Annotated in this window: 20 protein-coding genes and 1 pseudogene; 6 read left to right on the forward strand and 15 right to left on the reverse strand. The window is 60.4% G+C overall.

Annotated elements, in window-relative coordinates; all coding sequences use genetic code 11:
• The 7 genes from BLU35_RS26120 to BLU35_RS26145 form a co-directional block, all read right to left on the reverse strand.
• On the reverse strand, positions 1-678 hold the full coding sequence (locus BLU35_RS26120; RefSeq protein WP_093235104.1) for a VOC family protein: 678 nt from the start codon (positions 676-678) through the stop codon (positions 1-3).
• Positions 675-1,109: a VOC family protein gene (locus tag BLU35_RS26125; protein WP_093235105.1), complete on the reverse strand. Its 435-nt coding sequence runs from the start codon at positions 1,107-1,109 to the stop codon at positions 675-677. The genes BLU35_RS26120 and BLU35_RS26125 overlap by 4 nt, the downstream gene beginning before the upstream one ends.
• A gap of 106 nt (positions 1,110-1,215) precedes the next feature.
• The gene (locus BLU35_RS26130; RefSeq protein ID WP_286161636.1) at positions 1,216-3,180 is read right to left on the reverse strand and encodes an acyl-CoA synthetase; all 1,965 of its coding nucleotides are present in this window, start codon (positions 3,178-3,180) and stop codon (positions 1,216-1,218) included.
• Positions 3,177-3,353: a hypothetical protein gene (locus BLU35_RS35765; RefSeq protein WP_162764997.1), complete on the reverse strand. Its 177-nt coding sequence runs from the start codon at positions 3,351-3,353 to the stop codon at positions 3,177-3,179. Before BLU35_RS35765 ends, BLU35_RS26130 begins: the two co-directional genes overlap by 4 nt.
• Complete coding sequence (locus tag BLU35_RS26135; protein ID WP_286161637.1) at positions 3,353-3,994, reverse strand: TetR/AcrR family transcriptional regulator; 642 nt, start codon at positions 3,992-3,994, stop codon at positions 3,353-3,355. The genes BLU35_RS35765 and BLU35_RS26135 overlap by 1 nt, the downstream gene beginning before the upstream one ends.
• On the reverse strand, positions 3,987-4,862 hold the full coding sequence (locus BLU35_RS26140; RefSeq protein WP_093235107.1) for a 4Fe-4S dicluster domain-containing protein: 876 nt from the start codon (positions 4,860-4,862) through the stop codon (positions 3,987-3,989). The genes BLU35_RS26135 and BLU35_RS26140 overlap by 8 nt, the downstream gene beginning before the upstream one ends.
• Positions 4,859-7,852 carry a molybdopterin-dependent oxidoreductase gene (locus tag BLU35_RS26145; protein WP_093235108.1) on the reverse strand — a complete coding sequence of 998 codons (2,994 nt, stop codon included), beginning with the start codon at positions 7,850-7,852 and terminating at the stop codon, positions 4,859-4,861. Before BLU35_RS26145 ends, BLU35_RS26140 begins: the two co-directional genes overlap by 4 nt.
• Positions 7,853-8,072: 220 nt before the next feature.
• Here BLU35_RS26145 and BLU35_RS26150 point away from each other — a divergent pair.
• Positions 8,073-8,301: pseudogene (locus BLU35_RS26150) on the forward strand (IS110 family transposase); the annotation flags it as partial.
• A 450-nt stretch (positions 8,302-8,751) separates the two neighbouring features.
• Here BLU35_RS26150 and BLU35_RS26155 read toward each other — a convergent pair.
• The 3 genes from BLU35_RS26155 to BLU35_RS26165 form a co-directional block, all read right to left on the reverse strand.
• Entirely contained in the window at positions 8,752-9,108 is a 357-nt protein-coding gene (locus BLU35_RS26155) for a type II toxin-antitoxin system HicB family antitoxin (protein WP_058324814.1), read from the reverse strand.
• A complete protein-coding gene (locus BLU35_RS26160) occupies positions 9,105-9,359 on the reverse strand; it encodes a type II toxin-antitoxin system HicA family toxin (RefSeq protein ID WP_093235109.1) in 255 nt (84 codons plus the stop codon). The genes BLU35_RS26155 and BLU35_RS26160 overlap by 4 nt, the downstream gene beginning before the upstream one ends.
• Before the next feature lie 756 nt (positions 9,360-10,115).
• Entirely contained in the window at positions 10,116-10,448 is a 333-nt protein-coding gene (locus BLU35_RS26165; protein ID WP_093235110.1) for a GYD domain-containing protein, read from the reverse strand.
• Positions 10,449-11,208: 760 nt separating this feature from the next.
• Between BLU35_RS26165 and BLU35_RS26175 the strand changes: the two genes are divergently transcribed.
• Complete coding sequence (locus BLU35_RS26175) at positions 11,209-11,577, forward strand: hypothetical protein (RefSeq protein ID WP_093235111.1); 369 nt, start codon at positions 11,209-11,211, stop codon at positions 11,575-11,577.
• 55 nt (positions 11,578-11,632) lie between these two features.
• Here BLU35_RS26175 and BLU35_RS26180 read toward each other — a convergent pair whose 3' ends face one another.
• Positions 11,633-12,016: a DUF305 domain-containing protein gene (locus BLU35_RS26180; protein WP_093235112.1), complete on the reverse strand. Its 384-nt coding sequence runs from the start codon at positions 12,014-12,016 to the stop codon at positions 11,633-11,635.
• A 605-nt stretch (positions 12,017-12,621) separates the two neighbouring features.
• Here BLU35_RS26180 and copM point away from each other — a divergent pair.
• Positions 12,622-13,047 carry a CopM family metallochaperone gene (gene copM, locus BLU35_RS26190; protein ID WP_093235114.1) on the forward strand — a complete coding sequence of 142 codons (426 nt, stop codon included), beginning with the start codon at positions 12,622-12,624 and terminating at the stop codon, positions 13,045-13,047.
• 51 nt (positions 13,048-13,098) lie between these two features.
• On the opposite strand, the gene BLU35_RS26195 is transcribed toward copM, so the two are convergent.
• The 4 genes from BLU35_RS26195 to BLU35_RS26210 form a co-directional block, all read right to left on the reverse strand.
• Positions 13,099-13,587 (reverse strand): polyketide cyclase, encoded by a 489-nt coding sequence (locus BLU35_RS26195; protein ID WP_093235115.1) that lies wholly within the window; start codon positions 13,585-13,587, stop codon positions 13,099-13,101.
• A complete protein-coding gene (locus BLU35_RS26200) occupies positions 13,584-13,799 on the reverse strand; it encodes a DUF2933 domain-containing protein (protein ID WP_058329486.1) in 216 nt (71 codons plus the stop codon). Before BLU35_RS26200 ends, BLU35_RS26195 begins: the two co-directional genes overlap by 4 nt.
• Complete coding sequence (locus tag BLU35_RS26205) at positions 13,796-16,018, reverse strand: copper-transporting P-type ATPase (protein WP_093235116.1); 2,223 nt, start codon at positions 16,016-16,018, stop codon at positions 13,796-13,798. The genes BLU35_RS26200 and BLU35_RS26205 overlap by 4 nt, the downstream gene beginning before the upstream one ends.
• Positions 16,019-16,212: 194 nt before the next feature.
• Positions 16,213-16,581 (reverse strand): hypothetical protein, encoded by a 369-nt coding sequence (locus BLU35_RS26210; protein ID WP_143032999.1) that lies wholly within the window; start codon positions 16,579-16,581, stop codon positions 16,213-16,215.
• A gap of 119 nt (positions 16,582-16,700) precedes the next feature.
• Here BLU35_RS26210 and BLU35_RS26215 point away from each other — a divergent pair, with 119 nt between their 5' ends.
• From BLU35_RS26215 to BLU35_RS26225, 3 genes are all read left to right on the forward strand, one after another.
• Entirely contained in the window at positions 16,701-17,081 is a 381-nt protein-coding gene (locus tag BLU35_RS26215; protein WP_353615046.1) for a cytochrome c, read from the forward strand.
• A gap of 2 nt (positions 17,082-17,083) precedes the next feature.
• Positions 17,084-17,425, forward strand: a complete 342-nt coding sequence (locus BLU35_RS26220; RefSeq protein ID WP_093235157.1) for a DUF5335 family protein — start codon at positions 17,084-17,086, stop codon at positions 17,423-17,425.
• A 76-nt stretch (positions 17,426-17,501) separates the two neighbouring features.
• Positions 17,502-18,485, forward strand: a complete 984-nt coding sequence (locus BLU35_RS26225; protein ID WP_093235119.1) for a zinc-dependent alcohol dehydrogenase family protein — start codon at positions 17,502-17,504, stop codon at positions 18,483-18,485.
• Positions 18,486-18,502 lie beyond the last annotated feature (17 nt).

Consider the following 18,502-nt stretch of genomic DNA (forward strand, 5'->3'; position numbering starts at 1 on the left):
TTACGCGCGGTCCTTGCCCTTGAGCTCCCCATATCGCTCGCGATAGTTCTCGATCGTGTCCATTGCCCCGCAGAATTCGACATTGTGCCAGTCGGGGTCGTAGAGATAGCAGGCGACGTTGCCGCCGGTCTCGCCGTCGCCCAAAGGCGGTTCGCTGTTGTGGCGGACTGGACCGTAGTTCAACTGGAATCCGTCGGCCTGCTGTTGCTTGGCAAAGGCCAGGACATCCTCCAATTGGTTTCCTTTCACCTCGAGCGCGAAATGGAAGAAGCTCATGCCCGAAGGTACGGTAATCCTGCCTGAAGGATCGTATTCCTCGACGAGCACGAGGCAATCCTCGTGGTCAGTTGCACTCATGTAGCAGCAGCGAAGGCGCCACCCTTCCTTGAACGGATGCGGCTCCAGCTCGCAGGTGCGGCTATGGATCATGCCGGCAACTTTCTCGTACCAGGCCCGGCTTCGCGCGATGTCGCGCACATAGATGGAGAGCTGTCCGATATGAGAAACGAGCGAAGGCTTGAAGACGCCGTAGTCCTCAGTCTTGTTGGAGAACCGCCGCTTCGTCAGCGTCGGCCACAACAGCACCATTTCGCGAAACCATTTCCGCTTCAGGAGGCCCGCGAAGCGTAGCTTGAATGGGGGCAGGACGTTCGGGGGAACGAGAGCGGTATTGCTCATATGCTGGGCTCCTCAATGATCTCGATCCAGTGCCTGTCGGGGTCCTGGAGGCAAAAAGCACGCGATACAGGGTGCGCGGAGGTGAGCATGCGCCCCTCGCGGATCGGTAAGTCCATGTCTCGTGCGCGGCGTCTGACGTCGTCGAATGCCTCTGCGTCCTTCACGGCTAGCGTGAAGTGCAGCATGGAATTGTTGTCCATCTTCAGCTTGTGATGCTTCACCAGGCAGATGTCGTGATGGTGGAAGCCGAACGAGAAGAAATGCATTTCCTGCTGCGACAAACGCATCGCGGCGCTGCTGTCCGGATGATTGAGGGCGGAGAACTGCAGGTCGAAGACCTTGATATAGAAAGCCTTTGAGCGTTCCAGGTCGGTAACGTAGAAGACGTGGTGTTGAAGGTTGGTGACGGGGATCCGAGTTGGAGCGTTCATGACTGGTTTCCTGACTGCTGGTTTGCCCACGAGAGTGCTGGCGCCCCCATCTCGTAACGGGCAAAATTGATCGCCATGACTGGCTTCCTTTTCTTCTCGCGAGTGTTCAGAGGAATTGCGTCTTGAAGGCGTAGCGACCCAGTTTTTCGCGGAGTGGGCCTGAATTGCCCTCGGCTGCAATTCTGGCAAGCAGACCGAGCCGGGCATCTTGAATGACCGAAAGGGATTCGAGCGTCACGCCGGACGCCGCCGCCTCCTGACGTACGACATCCTCAATCTCAAGCATCGACAATGCTGGCTTGAAGATCTTGCCGACGGGTGTGACGGGGAGCGTGGGCAGAATCCGGACGGATTTGGGGTGCGCAGCGCGCTCGGGAATACGGCCGACGGCATGGGCAAGCAGATCCGCCTCCGTTGCGGTCGTCCCGTGCTTCAATTGGACGTAGAGCACCGGCAGTTCTCCCGCGCGCTCATCGGGCCTTCCCACCGCTGCGGCAAGTTGTACCGCCGGGTGATCTTGCACGGCATTTTCGATCAGCTTGGGATCGATATTATGCCCGCCCCGGATAATGAGCTCCTTCTTGCGACCCGTCAGCCAGAAGTAGCCGTCGGTGTCCTGGCGGGCGAGATCGCCGGTGTTCAGCCATCGCTCGCCGTCTATCTCAAGCCAGAGCCCCTTGTTGTGTTCGGCATTGATGTAACCGGCAAAGACATTCGGCCCGCGGATCGCGAGCACGCCGACCTCGTCCGTCTCGGCGAACCCGGTGAAGCCGCCCGAATCGTCAAGTCTGACCACTGCCATCTGCTGGTAGGGGAGGCGTAGGCCGATCGAGCCGACACGTCGTTCGCCTTCCGGCGGATTGACGCTGGAAACACAGGCGCCTTCCGTCAGGCCGTAGGCCTCCAGAATGCGGATTCCGATCGTCTCTTCGAAATTGCGGAACAGTTCCACGGGCATCGGAGCCGCGCCGCAAAAACCGTATCCGACGCTCGAAATGTCGCGGCTGCCGACCGGCACCTGCATCAGTGCCGAGTATACAGTCGGAACGCCCGAGAAGGCCACGACACGATAGTGTTCGACGATCTCCCAAAAGGATGGAATAACTCCCTCTCCGCGATAGCCGTGCGGCGTGCCCATGACCACATGCCCGCCTTGCGACCACGGGATGAGGCCCGTCACCAGCTGTCCATTGACGTGGAAGAGCGGCAGGCCGCAGAAGATCGTCTTGCCCGGTGCGAACACACCCCCGATGAAGGTTTGGGTGGACCACGCGTCGAACACTTCCGACAAATGGGTGCGTGCGGCGATCTTGGGCAGTCCGGTCGTACCGCCTGTGCAGAAGTATGAAGAGATATCTCCGGGGCTGGGCATCTCGAAGGTCAAGCCTTCGCCGCGTTCCCCAGCAATTTCCTGACGCAGGCTGAGAACGGGGATGGAAAGGCCGTCGACACCCGGCGCCTGCGAGCGTACATCCGTCGCTTCATCTGTGGTCCCGCGGAGATACGGTGCGAAACTGACGGTTAGAATTCCTTGCAGGTCCGGCACCTTCTCCGCGGCCTTGGTCGCCTTCTGCCAAATGTCGGTTCCCGGAAAGGGAGCCAGAGTGACGAGCCATTTTGCCTTCCCGGCAATGAGGAGCTCGCAGATTTGTCCCGCTTCAAGCAGCGGATTGATCGCGAAGGTAATGCCCGCCGCCTCTCCGCCCCAGATCACGAAATGCGCTTCGGGCAGATTGGGCAGCACGAAGGCCACGACGTCGCATCGGCCGATCCCCAACCGCCGCAGGGCATTGGCTGTCCTCGTGATGTCAGCGATGAGCTCGGCATGCGTCCAGACGAAGGGATCACGGAAGTTGTCAGAGCGCAGAAAGAAGGACAGGGCAAGCTGATCCGGCACGATAGCGGCGCCGCGGGTAAGCATCTCGTAGGTGCTTGCGGGGAGGTTACGGTCCCGCAGCGGGATTTGCTCGAATGCCTCAACATCGGGCAATGCGACAATAGGGCGACCGACGCCGCCATGGGTTTTTGCGAGCATAGTGATCTTCCTCCCTGTAGGTCCGCGCTGGCTCACTTGGACAGCGGCGGCAACTCCCAATTAGCGATGCGACGAGCTTCCTCCGGCTCGATCTCAAGTGCCTGGAGCACGAACTCCGCCGCGTCGGATCCACCATCCGCCCAGGTCTTATGGCCCTGCTGCACCAGTAGCACTGCAGCGAGACTGGTGCCGGCAATCATCGCCAGCATTAAGAAGGACCCTTCCGGAGAGCCCCAACACTAAAGGAAATCAGGTCTTCGGGCGTGATGAGCGGGTGCCTGAGATTGAAATTCTCTATCGCTTTGGGTTCCCAGAGTGCCGCAGTTGACGCGCAAAGGCATTCAGCGGCCCGAAGACTGTCCTGTTGTCGAAATTCCTGTTCATCAACACCCTGTTCGACAAGTTCAGCGACGATGCCCTTAACGCGTCGTGCGTGTGCCTCGAAAGCGGGCCAGCGCTCATCATCGGCGATCGTGAGCAGCTCGAATATTTTGTCCTCATCCCGCATGAGAGCAAGGGCCCGTCCATGCAGCCCCAGCATGAACTCTCGGAGCGTTTCGGCACTCGTAAGGGTTCCGGAGTCGAGTTGAATGACGGGAAAGTTGTCTTCGAGCACACGCGCAACAAGCCTGTCATATATCGCCAGTTTGGAAGAGAAAAAACGATAGACGTTTGCGGGCGACATCTTGAGGTAGCCGGCGATATCGCACACGTTCGTTTTCCTGGAGCCATAAAGGGAACACAATTTCTCTGCCGCGCTGAGAATACGGGCAACATTCGTTCCCCGGCTCTCCTGCCGGCTTGTTCGCCGGTGGGTCATGCCCGAGCGGCTGTTGTCACTCTCAAGCATCGGCGCCTCCCCGCGAATCTGCGGCGCCGGGACGGGTCAACCTCAGTTCACCCAGATAGACGCTCTCGGACAGGACGCAGTTGCGCCAGACGCTGCCATGGGTATGGGACACTTCGACACGATATGTGCTTCCGTCACCCCGCAAACCGTCGAAGCCAAAATCGCCGAAGCTGTTCGTCGTGGCTCTCGCGAGACGCTTGCCTCCCTGGGATAGGGTCACCTCCGCCCCTTCGAGACATTCCACCGCCCCGGCGATGTCGGCGCTGACGCTGCCGCCGATGAAGCATGTCTCCCACCGTTCCAGACCCCGGTACCAGATGCGGGGTTTAGTTCCGAGCTCGGGCTTTTGCACCTTGAGCCCCTCGGTGGTCGCCTTTAGCTCCATGGCGGCGTCATCGAGTTTCACCGCCTCGAAGACGTCCGTCGGACAACTCTGCTGGCAACGAGGCCGCTGCCAGCCCTGATCGAGCAGGTGGGCATCAAAGATCCAGGTCTGCGGCACCTGCTGCTCCTCGTTCCAGACGATTGCCCTGTACGGGCACGAGCCGAGAATGTCCTTGCGGCCCTTAGCCTTCTCTGGATCAATGATAACGATACCGTCGTCGCGTTTGCGGATGGCGTCGCCCGCATATTGCATGCAGGGCGCGTCGTCGCAGTGGTTGCACATCACTGGCAAATAAGTGGTCTCCACCATCGGCGCACTGCCCTGTACGCGGCGCAGGATGCGAATAGGGCTCTCTCCCACGGCAGCAGCCGGCGCCGCGTAGCCCGGAAAGTCGTTGCCGACATGTTCGTCCCGGTCCGCGATCACGCAATTGTGGCAGTTCTCGCAGCGGCCGACGTTGATGATCAGATTCCATTTGCTCAAGACTTCCTCCTACGCCGCGCAGCCATCTTGAAGGCGTCCGCGTTCTGCCACTTCTCGATTTGCACAAGGCAGGAATTGGGAGCCATGCTGCTGGTTCCGCGGGTCTGCGACCGGTCCGGGGTAAGGATGTTCAAGCAGCCGCCGACCTCGACGGTCTCTCCTTCAATTTCGATAAGCTGGAACTCGGCGCTGGCCTCATAGGACTTGACGACGCCCAGGGTCACGAGGGCCGAAATGTCGGCGGCGCAGATCACGGCTCCGCGATCGTTGAAGATTTTCACCAGGTCACGATGACCAATGCCGCGGGCGGCGGCATCGGCCGGGTTGATCCGCAGCAACCAGAAGCGATGGCCTGCAACCAAGGCACGGTGGTCCTCGACCTGATTGACCGCGCTGTTCTTGCCATCCATGCTGGTGTGGAAGCTGTAGCGGCTATGAGTGGCGATCATCTGAAGCGGATAGCGCTCTGTCAGCTCGGTGGTGCGCAACCCTTCCCAGGAGGGAATGTAACGATTGACTGGCGGCCGATCCGGATTGTCCGCCGTGTTCCGCTTGAGGATCTCGGGCACGAATTCGAGTTTGCCGCTCGGCGTTTGCAGGCCCATGCCAAACTCTTCGGCATACTGGGATGGCATCGGGAGTGGTTCCGGCAGATCCTTGCGCCTGCCCTCGGCGAACCAGCGCATATCGACGGGCTGGCGCAGTTCCGGCTTTTCGGGCGGCACGACGTAGTAGCCCTTGCGACAGAATTTCTTCCAGGAAATTTCGCCGGGCAGATCTGACGAATCGAAAACCCGCTTGGCCCAGTCGAGTTCGCTGCAGCCTTCGGTGAAGACGGCGCCCAGGCCCAGCCGGGTCAGGATGGCTGTGAATATGTCGTAGTCGGACTTCGACTCGCCCAAGGGCTCGATGCACTTATGCTGGAGAGTTATGACGCGATGGTTGACGACGTTAACACCGTGATGGGCGTAGCCTCCGGAATTCGCCCATTCGCCGATGTCCCAGCGCTCCAGCGAGGTGCAGGCCGGCAGGATGATATCGGCAAACTGAGCCTCGCCCTCCATCCAGATGGACTGGTTCACCACGAACTCGATGCTCTCGTGCCGATAGGCGTCCACCCAGCGCCCCGATCGAGTTACGGTGCTCAGGGACGATCCGCCGTAGCGGTAGATCATGTGTATCGGCGAGTAGCCCGGCATGGGATAGCTGAAAGGCGCAAACTGGGCCTCCTGGGCCATACCGTCCCAGAGATAGCCGGTGGCGTGGCCGTTGATGATCGCGTCGGGCAGTTGCTGGCGCGGCACCATCTGCTTGACGGGATTCATCGTCAGGATGTGGGGCATGCGCTGATAATTGTTGACCGCATTGCCGGTCCACGCCAGGTCCCCGGAAATCCCTCCATCAGCATAGCCCGGAAAATAGAAGTGCAGGTTGTGCGGGACGCCGATCTGGAGACCGCCGAAATTGACGCCCGGCTTGCCCCAGCCCTGCATGGCCATCATCATGATCATGCAGCGGGCCCACTGGGCTCCGGTCGCGCCGCGGCCTGCGCCGCCGAACCCCGTACCGGTCATTCCGACAGCTAGGTAGACCTTCTTGCCGCCCCACTTGCGGGCCAGGGCGCGCACGTCCCTGGCAGGGATGCCGGTCTCGGCCTCCTGCCATTCAGGGGTCTTCGGAACGCCATCGGTTTCGCCCAGCAGGTACGCCTTCCATTCGTCGAAGCCGGTGGTGCGAGTGGCGACGTACTCCTCGTCATAGAGGCCTTCGGTGACCCAAACATACATGATCGCCTGGGCCAGGGCCGCATCGGTCTGCGGACGGACGGGAAACCAGCGTCCGCCCAGCAACTGGGCTGTCGGATTGCAATGCGGGTCGATATGTACGAACTCAATGCCGAGTTCCTTGGCCCATAGACGACGCGTCGTGCCCTCGAACCCCGCATAGGCTCCATTGGTGCTTTCGGGATCGCAGGACCAGAAGACGATCATCTCGGCTTCCTTGAGGCAGTCCTCGACCCCGCCATAGCCCGCAGGCACGCCGACCCGCATTGAATTGCCGAAATGGTGCATTGCGCCCCAGTACCAGCCCTCCCAGCTGTCCGGGTTAGCGGCAACCCGGGTGAAGCCGATCAGGTTGGCGCAGCGCATCAGCGAGCTGAGGTAATAGCCCACATTGCCCCACTGGTGGTGGGACGACATGGGGAACGTGATGGAACCGGGCCCGTGGACGCGCTTCTGCCGATTGATCTCCGTGGCGACGATGTCCAGCGCCTCATCCCAACTGATCCGCACGTAGCCGGATTTGCCGCGGTTCTGGGGATTGCGTTCGCCATTGGGATCGAAATCCACCCGCTTCATCGGGTAGAGGATACGCTTGTCCGAATAGACGAGGGATTTCATCGTCAAGGCGTGCGGCGCTACCAGCGCCCGCCGAGGCGGACTAAATTTGCGGCCGCGAGCCTCGATCACCCAGGTGGACGGATCGGTTGCGTCGAACTCGATCGGCGTAACCCGCAGAATGCGTCCATCCTTGACATAGACGAACAGGGGACCGCCGTTGGTGCAGGTGGTGAAGCGATGGCTGCCATCGGGCATGGGCATCCCCATGGCCACGCCGGCGGTCTCGCTCATGTTGAGAGTCTGCGTGAACCAGACAATCAGTTCGTCGGGCCCGGTGGTCACCACCTTAAAGTTCTTGGCCGCGTGGATGATCTCACCCTGATCGCGATTGGGCAGCAAGAGTTTCAAGGCGGTCGCCACGTCCTTGAAGGACATGACCACTTCGCCCTCGGCCGCCGTGCCCGGACGGGAGCGGAATTTGCCGCCTCGGATTTCCACGATGCGGCCGATGCTGCCGTCCTGTAGGCCGATCCATGCGACGACGTCCCGCTGCCTCAACCGCTCCCGGAACGCAGGGACGCGGGAGGCTGTGTGGTTGAGCACTTTGGGCAGGGCAACAAGAATGGTCCTGAGAACCTGCCGGTTCATCCTGGATTTTATCGCTGACATGTCGTGGCGGTCCGCGAGTCGGAATGTTCGTTTTCGAGGCCGAAGAAGAACGGCCCGAGCGCGGCGCGCGAAGCTTGCAGCTTCATTGATAGTTCTCCTCCTCCATCCCTCGATAATGACTATAATATCATAATGACCATGCAGTCAATTCGAAAAGAAGGATTGCAAAATTGGAGCGATGGGGCGGCCACAGGCATTGCGCCGCGGCGACGCCCTTTTGCGCGGTCTCCTGTTCGAAGCTGCAACTGTTATCCTCACGCAGTGCCGATAGCGGCCTGCGCTCTTGGGGGTTAAAGCTAAGGGAAAGGCTGGGTTTCAAACGTGCCGCGGTCGCCGTTGCGCGCAGATTGTCTGTCACTATGCACGCGATGCTCAAGACTGGTCAGCTTTTTGATCGGGCAGTTGGAATGGATCCAGCCAACGGCTAGCTGATCCGAATACTCTCCGCCAGCGTCCTGATGGACTGGCGTCAGAACGTCCCTGCCGGGACGTAGGCACGGTGATTCCGCGTGTTGGGGTGCAATCGCAGGTAACCGGCGGATTGCGTCGTCCACATTGGAACACTCGACGTGCGAAGCCCCATCATGCGGCGACCGTGTGTCGACCGCGAAGACGACCCTGCTTCCGGCAAACGCTCACTTGGCGCGCGCACAAACCAGACGCTCGCACCTGTATCGTTCGCTCTCCGGCACTGACCGCGATGCCGGCCGGACTGATCTTTGAAAAAACACTTGCAAAATGCCGTGCGATTAGACGACCCCAACAGAAGCAAGCACTCGGCGAGGGAATACGCTCACAAGGGATTGACGCAACGCCCGTTACAGAAGGATCGCATAATGTATCGACTGGAATGCCGGCCTTGCGGGGAAGCGAATGGCCTATGCCGAAAGACGGGCCTCTGCGAAGTGCGCCGCGGCTTCTTCCAATGCCTCCTCGGCCCACTGATTGAGACTCTTTCCCGAAAGTTCGGCAGCCAGAGCAGCTCGGCGATGCACTTCGGGAGCGACTCGAAACATCATCTTGCCGGAATAGGGCCTTTGAGGCTCTTTGCCGACGCTCTTGCAGGTCTCAAGGTAATCATCGACAGCTTCATGGAACGCCTTCTTCAGTTCAGCAACGCTGTCCCCGTGAAACCCGACTACGTCAGAAATGCCAGCAATCTTACCGAAGAACAGTTCGTCCTCCGCGTCGAATTCTATGCGAGCGTGGTAACCGTTGTAAGTCATGGTGTTCATGGTTCTACTCCAATTTGCGTCAGGAATTCGCGAGCGTCGCGAACCTGATAACGCTTTGCCTCCTTGTCGGGATGAGGACGATGGAAGCTCGCGATTATGCCGTCCTTTTCGAACTTAACGCGAGAGCCGTTTCCTTCGATGACTTTCGCGCCGGCAGCCACAAGCAAGTTTTCTATAGCGGCCCACTCGATGGTTCCCGAGACCGGATCTCTGAACACCGCCGCGAGGGTCTTTTTCTGCTTGCTGTTCATGCTAGCAAATATAGTGGCGCTTGCTATTTCTGCAAGCGTTATTTTCGATGCCACTATGAGTGCAGTGAGTATCGAGGGAGCCGCTGGCTGGTGTTACCCATCACGAGAACCGCCACCGGGGGATTGTTTGAACCCTCCCAGTTCGGCAGTCAGCTTTCAGCCCAAAGCGGGCAAGGGCGCAGCATACGAACCTTCCTTTTAGGGCGACCAACGCGATTGAAGGTTTTCAAAAGCCCGCCGCCTCTGATGCAGGTTCTCGAAGTGTGGTCAATTGAGCCTGATTTAACTCAAACATTCACAAAGGTGCCAAATTGAAATTTCTGAACGGCTCCCCAAGGCGTCACGTGTTCGTGGTGACAGGAGGCGGAGAGCTCGAAACGACTGCCGAGAACCCGCTGTAGACGTTCGGCATCGTAACGGGCGACCGGCAGACCGCTGCATTTTTCCGGCCCATCAAAATCAAATGTACTGATGATCGCCTTGCCGCGGGGGTTGAGTGTGTCTTCCAGGACGCGAACATACTGCTGGTCGTCCTCGGACTTTCTTATGCGAACCGGATAGCTGTTCTCGCGCGCGCCTTTACGCTACCTCCTCGCTATCACGACGAAGAGGTTCCCAGCGAATCGAGTAGGTGGCGGGCGCATGCCGCGATCGAACTGACCGCGCGCTCGACCACGGCCGCATTGCGCGCCAACGCATCGTTTCTGGCAGCGGAGGTTCGGTCCGCTGCCAGAGATGTTTCAACCAGTGGTCTGCTTATTTTACCGGGGGTTTGTAGGAAGATGCGATTCTGCCCGCCTTCTCTTGCGCAGTCTTGAATTCCGCGCCCGTGTAGGCTCGCACGGTTTTGACATTCGAGACGGCTCCCGATGCGCTTACGGCGAGAAGTGCGGGGACCAGATCAGCGCCATCGTCGAATTCCGTAATTGCCATCCAATCGGTCTCGCCGGTCGTGACGTAGAAGGAATGCAGTTTCCCACCCGCTGCTTCCATGATGCCACGGGCCGCCTTTTCCCGGTTCGATGGACTATCAATCATTCCCTTCGCTGACTTGGCTGTATAGCACCCTGTGGTTATGAACAGTGGCATAGTACATCCTCCCGTGATGATTGGGCAGATCGGGTGATCTGCCCTGCTCAATATCTCAAAAAACTTAGCGTTAGACGAGCGTTGGACCGCAGAGTGCTGGATTTGTTGCCGCCCCATCTTGGCGCTGTCACGGGGCCTGCCCCGACGACCTGCTTGGCGCAGCGATCTGCTAAGTTGCGGTCTGGATTCTTGCTGCTCTTGGGCGCGTTGCCGTTCTGGGATAGCCTACGGAAGCGCCCGAGAGTTTAGACCATGTCCGGCCCGAGCGGCGCTCCGGCTTGCGCTCTGCCGCAAGAGAAAGCGCAGCAGGATTTCGGCGCTGTAACCGACAAGTAGGACGATGCCGAAATTGCGCAGGATCGGCATAGTCCCCTGGTTCATCTCGGCTAAGACCCGATCTCTTGCCGCCACCCACTCGGGAACCATTCGCGCCGCTGCTTTGGTCTTTCGGATCCTGAATGCACCACTCTGCGGATCCTGGAGTGTGGGAACACACTTCATCTGGCATCTGCTCAACGCCGTCGCTCTGGGATTGACGCTCCTATCGATAGAACGGCTCTCGCCGAGGGAGCGGGGCGTCTCGTTGTCAGTGCCCGCGCACTCTAGTACGTGACGCTGCTGCTTCCAGTCCCGGCTGCCGCGGATGATATTAGGGCGCAGGCGAAGACAAAGCTCACTGCGCCCCAGCCCATTTCACTCCTCTTGCATCCGATGATCGTGGTATAAGGTCTGATGGCCGCATGAACCGGGGGAGGGGTGAATGCGTACGGTTCTTTCAATCCTTTCGATCGAAATGATACTGTTGGCGTCAGCGTCCGCCACCGAACCCGACGTCTTTCACAAAGCGCACTTTCCCGACAACACCGTGGTCAGCCTCAGCCTCGTCGAAAACCAGGCTGCGGCCAGTGTTGAGTACGACTTCGACGTCTTCATCGGGGTGTCGCAAACGAGCGACGAGGGAGGCAGGACCTACACCGACCCGAGCAAACATAGGGCGTCGGTTCGCTGTGCCGAGCCGGCAGCGATCTCGGTACGAGGAATCGAGTACCGAATACCCACGTCCGGAGCCAAGGGGAGCAACTGGAAGGACGATCTCTGGAACGCGGTCTGCATCCCTCCGATTTCTTGAGGTGCGCGCACGGGCATCAGCCAGAGCCCTCCTGCCGTGCCTTGATTGCGTTCATCTACTCGATTTCCTTGCGCTGCCCTTCGGAGATCTGGCGGCAGAGATTGACAAGCTCCTCGTCGGCAAGTTTTGCTTCACGACACATCAGGATCGCGCCCGAATGGTGCGGGATCATCGAGGCTACGAACTCCTGGTCGTCGATCAGGGCCTGCTTGCGCGTCCCCGCAAATGCGGCGACGAAGAGTACGGCAAGCCCAATGTGCAAGGCCACGTTCAGCCCGACGCGCCTGTACATTCCACCCATCGTCGCCAGCATGCTGATGCCCATCGGAGCTACCATCGTCAGCGCTATGTAGGCCATGTTGAGATTGTTCCGGAAGTCCGCCCAGCCGTCGATCATCGAGAACATCACGAAGTACATCACGATCAGGCCGAGAACCATGTTGACCGCAAACGTGATGTAGGGTGGGGACGGTCCCGTCCCGATGCTGGACTGGCTGCCTGTGTTGGGCCTTCATGGCGACATCCTCCGCTGGTTCCGAACGTCCTCGAAACCGTGCGGCCGCTCGTAGGTTCCATCATGGGTCTACGTCGCCGGACATCCACAACCAGCCGATCCGCAAACCGCCCGTTCCAGCGCGGAACTTTTGATCGGCAGGCGGATTGTAGGCTCGAAGGGAACGCGCCCCATGCCTGCCTTCCGAATTTCACTCCAGGTCATATTAATCGGTGCACTCTGCCTTGGGATTCTCAGTCTGCACGGCACACTGGGCGCGACCGTTCATGTCGATCGCCATTGCCCCTCCGTCACGGAGCCTGACCATCACGCTTCCGACATCGCCTCGCCGCCGGGCTGCTGCACAAAATCTCAGTGCTGTGCGGTTCTGGTGGATTGGATGCGTGCGGCGAAGATCCACTCCCCACATCTTCGCAGCCCGCTTGCAGTGCAGGCGAAGGCGTTCCTGCTCGTCCGCGTGCTTCATCCGCCGCCCAAGACCAGCACTCTCCCGATCTGAAACACACGTCCTTCCGAACATGGAGAGTACAATGAACAGCTCGCTTAAGCTCATAGTCGCCGGGACGGCCATACCAGCCATCCTTCTCGCAGCGACCGAAACGGCGTCGGCTCAGATGGCGATGCCGGACGCATGCAAATCGGCATCTTCGATGAGTGGCGACATGAAGATGCCAGGCGGCATGCAGACCGGCGAAATGGCCGACCATCAGAAAGCGATGATGGAGTCCATGCAGAAAATGCACCCGTCCATGATGCAGGGAATGATGGCGAAGGACCCTGATCTCGCGTTCGTCTGCGGCATGATCGGCCATCACATGGGCGCGATCAGCATGTCCGAGGTCGAGCTGAAATACGGTGATGACGAGCAGGCCAAGTCCATGGCCCAGAAGATCATCGACGCTCAGAAGAAGGAAATCGAGGAGATGAGCGCCTGGGTCAAGGAACACACCAAGTGAGTCCTCGCTAGCTTTGTCGGGAGGATACCGAGAGAGGCATCCTCCCGTTGGTCACTGCCGGAACCTGCTGGCGGCATCACGAGCCATCCGCGTGACGCACCAGCGTGCATAGATGGGCCCGAGGAGCGGGCCGATAATTCTGCCCGCCACCGTTGCCGGATCGTCGTAGTTGATGAATACCCGTAGCTGGGAGCCACCACCGGATCCATGGATCTCGAATCCCATCCTGTAGGCTCCGATGACAAGGAGGTCCGGCCGCCCCAGCGTCTCCCAGACCTTGCTGACCGGAGGCCGGTGTTCGACAATCACCTCGTCCACGGTGAGCTCCAGTCCGAGCACGCTGCCTCGCATCGAGATGCGGGATCCGACAGCGCGTCCGGCAGAATCTTCGAGCGAGTATGACATCCGTCCGCCGAGCATCATCATCGACGGCTTCCCCATGTGTGAACCGAGGGCGGCCTGGCCATCGAGGAAGTCGAAAAGCGTCTCGGGGGAAGCTGCAACATCGGTGACGGATTCTGCCGAGCGAACGTAGCTCATGTGATGTCCCCCGGCTCCGTCGGGTGGCTTCCACGGTCATGGCGATGCCCGCCGTGCCCATGTCCATGGAAGAGATGCATCAACGGGCACGCAAGCAGCAGCAGATAGGGCGTGAGACCCAACACGTGCTGCCAGTGCTCGCGAAGTACGAAGAATGCGGCAATCACTGCCAGCGAAGCGGCAAACAAAATCCATCTGCGATCCCACATCATATCCGTGCGCTCCTCAATCTCAGGGCATTGCCGATCACGCTGACGGACGAAAGCGCCATAGCGGCCGCCGCGATGATCGGCGACAGCAGAAGCCCGAAAGCCGGGTAGAGCACGCCGGCGGCGACGGGTACGCCTGCAGCGTTGTAGATGAAGGCGAAGAACAGGTTCTGCCGGATGTTCGCCATGGTCGCATGGCTGAGGCGCCGCGCGCGCACGATGCCCTGCAGATCGCCTTTGAGTAGCGTGACGCCCGCACTTTCGATCGCGACATCGGTTCCGGTTCCCATGGCGATGCCGACGTCGGCGGCGGCAAGGGCAGGGGCGTCGTTGACGCCGTCCCCCGCCATGGCCACGATCCTGCCTTCCTTGCGCAGACGGGCGACGATCTCGCTCTTGTGCTCGGGCAGGACTTCCGCCTCGACCTCCGTGATCCCCAGTTTGCGGGCGACCGCACTGGCGGTGGTCTTGTTGTCGCCGGTGAGCATCACCACGCGGACCCCGTCCCTGATCAGCGCCTCCACCGCAGCCGGTGTTGTGGCCTTGATCGGATCGGCAATAGCAAATAGTCCGCCCAGGCGGCTGTCGATGGCCGCGAAGATCACGGTTGCTCCCTCGCCACGCAGTTCTTCCGCCTTCTGCGACAGCGCAGAGACGTCCACCTTCTCCTCCGACATGATCCGGTGACTGCCGATGATGAGCCTGCGACCGTCGACGATGCCCGTCACGCCCTTGCCGACCGGACTGTCGAAGTCTTCCGCGGACACGAGTTCCAGGCCACGCTCGTTGGCGGCGTCGACGATGGCGCTTGCGAGCGGATGTTCGCTCGGCCGCTCCAAGGTGGCAGCCAGTCGCAGCAACTCGGCTTCAGATAGGCCGCTCACGGCGACGATTTCGGTGACCTTCGGCTTGCCCTCGGTCAGTGTTCCCGTTTTGTCGACCACCAGCGTGTCGACCTTCTCAAAGCGCTCCAGCGCTTCGGCGTTCTTGATCAACACGCCGACACCCGCGCCCTTGCCGACACCGACCATGATCGACATCGGCGTGGCGAGACCAAGCGCGCAGGGGCAGGCGATGATGAGCACCGCCACGGCTGCGACCAGTCCGTGGGCGAACCGCGGCTCCGGTCCGATCATCATCCACGTCGCGAAGGCAATGACGGCAATCAGGATGACGACCGGCACGAACCAGCCGGAGACCTCGTCGGCGAGCCGCTGGATCGGGGCGCGGGAGCGCTGCGCCTCGGCGACCATGTGGACGATCCGGGACAGCATGGTGTCGCGGCCGACCTTGCCCGCTTCCATGACGAAGCCGCCTGTCCGGTTCATCGTGCCGCCGATCAGTTTTGCCCCGATCTCCTTGGTGACGGGCATCGACTCTCCGGTGATCATGGATTCATCGACCGAACTCCGGCCTTCGAGGAGAGTACCGTCGACCGGAACCTTCTCGCCAGGGCGGACGCGCAGCTTGTCGCCAACGGCGACGGTCTCGAGCTCCACGTCCTCGTCGGTGCCATCGCTGCGGATGCGGCGGGCGGTCTTTGGCGCGAGATCGAGAAGGGCGCGGATCTCGCCACCTGTCTGCTCGCGCGCCTGCAGTTCGAGCACCTGACCGAGCAGCACCAGCACTGTGATGACGGCCGCCGCCTCGAAGTAGATCGCAACCGCTCCTTCGCTGGATCGGAATGTTTCCGGAAACAGGCCGGGGGCTACGGTTGCGACCACGCTGTAGACCCAGGCAACGCCCGTACCCATCGCGATCAGCGTGAACATGTTCAGGTGCAGTGTGACGATCGACTGCCAGGCCCGCTCGAAGAAGGGCGCGCCAGCCCAGAGAACGACCGGGGTCGCCAGGACGAGCTGGATCCAGGTCGACGTCTGGGCACCGAGCAGCATGTGCAGGTTGGTGAGATGGCCGCCCATTTCGAGCACCAGGACAGGCCAGGTCAGGACCAGCCCGGCCCAGAACCGCCGCCGCATGTCGACAAGCTCCGGGCTCGGCCCTGTGTCGGCGGTCACGACCTCCGGCTCGAGCGTCATGCCGCAGATCGGGCAGTTGCCCGGTCCGATCTGACGTACCTGAGGATGCATGGGGCAGGTGTAGATCACACCCTCCTGCTGGGGGCCTGGTTTGTCCGGGGCCCCGGAAGACGTCGCATTCTGATTGGCGGGGTGATGGTGCTCGTGACCTTCATGTTTGTGGTGATGCTTATTGTCGTCCATGGCAATGTCTCTTCCGTACAGGGACTAGCCGCTCAGGGCCGTCTGGCCCTCGTCACGCGCAGGTGAGACATCTGTCCGCCCACGAACTCACGGCGCTTCGCTTTCATTGACCTCCGGTCCACGGGAGCCTTGCGGACGATGATCGCGCCAAGGACGCGATCGCGCAGGACAGCCATCGGAGGCAGCGGGTCTGGTCAGCCAGCGGATCGAGGAGGGCCGATGGCGGGGCGGGAACTGATGCCGACGATCGGCCGTTGCAGGGTTAGGTCCCGGCGGCCAGCCGACTTCAGGATCGCTTCGATGAGCGTCGGGGCAGGGGACAGCGCGTAACACAGGCTGCAGACGCTCATGCAGCACGCTTTCGGGCAGTGTGGTTTACTGTCGGCGTGAAGAAACTGCGAGGAGACGGCATGTTGACTGCCGACGGTGTGTGTCCCGCAATCCATGGGAGCGGCCTCAGCCATCGGCGCGAACAGAAATAGAATTGCGACGAGGACGGCCAGAAAATCCTTTGCACGTTTCCGGACGATGTGACTGGCTGCGGTCATGGTTTCGTTCGACACCCTGTGCTGTCTTTGAGCACATTGCGCAATTCCTCAAGCATGACCTTGACCTTGATCAATCGAGCGCCGATTGCGGATCCTTGGCGTGCCAGGCATTGGAGTAACTAGGGAGCTTGAGATTGAAGGCGAGAACACTGGCCCTGTCAGCCGCCGTTTTCACGATGGCGCTCTCCGCAGCGACGGCCCAATCGACGTTACTGAAAGTGGCAGAGCGACAGCAGGACATGAAGGCGATGGCAGGTGCCGCCAAGTCCATCGACGGCATGTTCAAGGGCACCTCGCCATACGATTCAAAGTCCTTCAAGGCGGCTGCCGAGACCATTCGGATGTATTCCGGCGAAAGGCTCGCGGCACTGTTCGAACCACCCGTCATCGCCGAAGGCTCCAAGGCCAGTGGCACCATCGAAGCCGATCGGCCGACGTTCGACAGGCTGGCGGCGGAGCTCGGCGCTTACGCCGCGGCACTTTCCATCGCGGCAGACCGGAACCCGGATGTATGAAAATGACCAGCCGCGTCTTAGATCGGTCCGAATGGCATTTCTTTTTTGATCGCATGGCAAAAGCCCTTCGGGGAAAGCAGGCGCAGGTCGAGATTACCGGCCTTCGACTGGGTGACCAAATCCAGGCGAAATCGATCCCTTTGCTCGGCATCACCTTCGATCCCAAGGGAGATTTGCTTGAAATTGCTATGGAAGGGCTTGATCATCTCATTCATAAGCCGGCCAGCATAGCAATTCTTGAAGGGGTCGATGGGCTTAGTGGTCTGGAGATCGTGGATTCAGACCAACACCGCCAAATCGTCACATTGACGAGCCCGCTCAGGCTTTCCCCGCCAGGCAATTGACCCAGATAGGGCCGAAATCGTCTTGGAGCGCGACCTAAGTCGTCTTCGTCAATTTTGGTGTCAGTTGAGGTGTGTGATGAAGGCGATGGTGCTTGAAAAACCTGGGACGCCATTGGTCCTGAAGACCCTTGCCGATCCGCGGCCAGGCTCTGGCGAAATCCGAATACGCGTAGAGGCCTGCGCCGTCTGTCGTACCGACTTGCATGTGGTCGACGGTGAACTTTCTCATCCGAAACTTCCGCTGGTGCCGGGCCACGAAATCGTCGGGATCGTTGAAACGGTCGGTGTCGATGCCGATCCGTCTCTTGTTGGAAGCCGCGTTGGTGTGCCGTGGCTTGGGTTCACCTGCGGCCATTGCTCCTATTGCCGGGCCGGCCTGGAGAACCTCTGCGACGCGCCGCTCTTCACGGGCTTTACGCGCGATGGCGGGTTTGCCACCCATACTGTCGCTGATCAACGATTTTCCTTCAAGCTTGAGCCTGCGGCTGACCCAGTCGCTGTTGCGCCGCTTCTCTGTGCTGGGCTAATTGGCTGGCGGGCGTTGACAAAGGCAGGAAACGCAAAGCGTATTGGTCTCTTTGGCTTCGGAGCTGCGGCGCACATCATTACCCAGATCTCGGTGTGGCAGGGCCGCCAAATCTATGCCTTCACCAGATCCGGCGACATTCGAGCCCAGCGCTTCGCAGTCAGTGTGGGTGCGAGCTGGGCGGGTGGATCGGACGAGGCGCCGGAAGGCGTGCTTGACGCCGCCATCATCTTCGCGCCTGTGGGCGAGCTGGTACCGACGGCGCTGCGCGCAGTGCGCAAGGGAGGGCGGGTGGTGTGCGGCGGAATACACATGAGCGATATTCCTGAGATGCCCTACTCGATCCTGTGGGAGGAGCGTGAAATCGTTTCGGTCGCAAACCTCACGCGCGCCGACGCCCTTGAGTTCTTTCCCGTCGCTGATTTAGCTCAGGTAAAGACGCACACGGTCGTCTACCCCCTCGAGAGAGCGAACGAAGCCCTCGAGGATCTTCGCCACGGCAGACTGAATGGGGCAGCCGTCCTAGTTCCCTAAGCTGGAAGAGCGATCCG

It is taken from the genome of Sinorhizobium sp. NFACC03 (assembly GCF_900103435.1).
GTDB lineage: Bacteria > Pseudomonadota > Alphaproteobacteria > Rhizobiales > Rhizobiaceae > Ensifer.